A 2,150-nucleotide genomic window follows, 5' to 3' on the forward strand; every position below is an offset into this window, starting at 1 on the left:
CGGCAGAATAATAGCCAGACAAGTTAAATTTTTTGCTGAAATCGTGGGAAACACCGACGCCAGCACCGTAGCTGGTATAGTAAATGGGAGCATAAGCTCCAAAGCCGGAATTTGCGCCAGTAGTAGCGCTAGTGGTAAAAGGAGCCAACGGATCGGCAACATCATCCAAGTTCATGTTATGTGCGGCAATCCAAACCATCGTGCTATCCCCGATCGGGAAGCGATATTCAGCTTTGTTGAGCCGCACATCGTTGCCTGTATTGCTTCCGAAAGTGTTTAAATTAGTTATGTTGCTGCCACCGCGAGCATCAAAAGTATTACCCATTTGGAGGCGAAGTCGCAATCGGTCTCTGCCGTTGAAACTGGTTAGAAAACTCTGGCGTACACGGTAGCCAAGGGTGGCTTCGTCTTCAATATCTTCGCCTGTCGCTGCATTTTCTTCGCCAAAAACTTGAGTCGCAACAATAACTGTTTCGACGCTGAGTTTAGTTGTGGTAGAAAACTGGTTTGCTTCCAAGGAAGTTATCCGATTTTCCAAAGCATCTACTCGACCTCTCAAGGTGGCAAGTTCGGCTTTAAATTCCTGGGTCAAACGTTGCAGAGTTTCCAAGTCTTCACGAGTAACATTGGCACCGCTACGGGCAATCAGCTGTTCTATCTGCTGCAAACAGGAGTTCAAACCTGCGGCAAATTCGTAGCGAGTTAAGGCGCGGTTTCCCCGGAAGGTGCGGTCGGGATAACCTTCGATACAGCCGTAACGTTCTACTAAATTTCGCACTGCCTCAAAAGCCCAGTCTCCGGGAGAAACGTCCTCCAATTGAGAAACGTTGGTGACTTGATTCATGGCATTGTTTCGTGGAGTTCTGACTTGTGTCGGTTCTGCACGGGTGATGCTGGCAATGAGTGATGTGTTGACTAGCGTCAGCAGGCTAATTGGTAGAGTATTTCTAAAAAATTTCTTCACGATTCCTCACACTTTTGTCGAGCGAACTTGCTTTTCCTATCCTAAATGTCCGAAAATAAGCCAACAAGTCGATAATTAGCTAATTTTTAGCATAATGACCAGAGGGTCGCAACATAATCAACTTTTTCCTACTTTTCCTACTTTTCCTACCTCGCGCTTCTAATTAACTTTCAAGGCGCAGCCAATCCAAAATCGAAAATTCTTGCATCGGCTTATTCAAGCAATCTCACGTATAAATGGCGCGATCGCATTCACAAATTCCGTCGTTTCTTCGTAAGGTAAAACATTTCTCCCTCTCATCTTTAGCCCCCGACCTTTTGGCAAACACGCCAAGTAATCAGCCAAACGTTCGTCTGGAGTTTCTTTTTTTCCTTCTTTGCTAATACTCGATGCCTCTTCTCCCATCACTACTAAAGTTGGTTGGGAAATTTGCGCGATCGCATCCTTATAATCTTGTCTCCAAAAACCAGCCAAAAACGCAAACACGGCATGGCGACTCGCCGCATCTTTCGCGCTATTTGTCAACATATCTAACCATTCGTCATCGACTTTTTCAACTTCAGCAAAAAGTTGCCGAATGGAGAAATTACGGATAAACTTGCGGCTTCTGGCATATTCAAAAAATCCTCTCCCTACGGGAGAATCAAAGATATTCCAATTTACTTTATGTTTCCAATCTGGAGTGTTATTACTAATCAATCGCCAAGCAGGTGGCCCAGAGAAGATCGCTCCCCGAATTAAATTAGATTTTTTTTCCAATTGCACTAATTCAACTGCCACTGGAAATAACGCACCTTGCACGACTAAAATTACTGGTTTTTTTACTACATTATGCAAAAAGTATTGCAACTGTTTTGCCCAATCGATCGGATGATAAGCTACTCGCGGCATATCGCTTTCACCGCATCCCAATAAATCGGGATTGTAGATAGGGTTGCGATGTCCGGCGGCGTACCATTGGCGACAGAATCTTTGCCAAAAATTGCCGGATAAACCAACGCCGATCGGATGAATCAACAGCAGAGAAATGCTATCGTTATTATTTTGGTTATAAACTTCGTAAGCGCAGCGATAATTCTTCCAATTGTAAAACTGGGTTGGTAATTTTTCCAAATCAACGGTTTGCATAGTTATCACCCTTCAAATTTCACGAATCTGCTGCAATTGTTTCGTTCCAGTTGCCACC

Annotated in this window: 2 protein-coding genes; both read right to left on the reverse strand. The window is 44.2% G+C overall.

What is annotated here, in order from left to right:
* The coding region (locus H6S82_RS30090; RefSeq protein ID WP_347339569.1) for an iron uptake porin at window positions 1-964 on the reverse strand (964 nt) is incomplete at its 3' end.
* Between the two features lie 216 nt (window positions 965-1,180).
* On the reverse strand, window positions 1,181-2,092 hold the full coding sequence (locus tag H6S82_RS30095; protein WP_190470122.1) for an alpha/beta hydrolase: 912 nt from the start codon (window positions 2,090-2,092) through the stop codon (window positions 1,181-1,183).
* Window positions 2,093-2,150 lie beyond the last annotated feature (58 nt).

It is taken from the genome of Planktothrix sp. FACHB-1355, from assembly GCF_014748295.1.
GTDB lineage: Bacteria > Cyanobacteriota > Cyanobacteriia > Cyanobacteriales > Aerosakkonemataceae > Aerosakkonema > Aerosakkonema funiforme_A.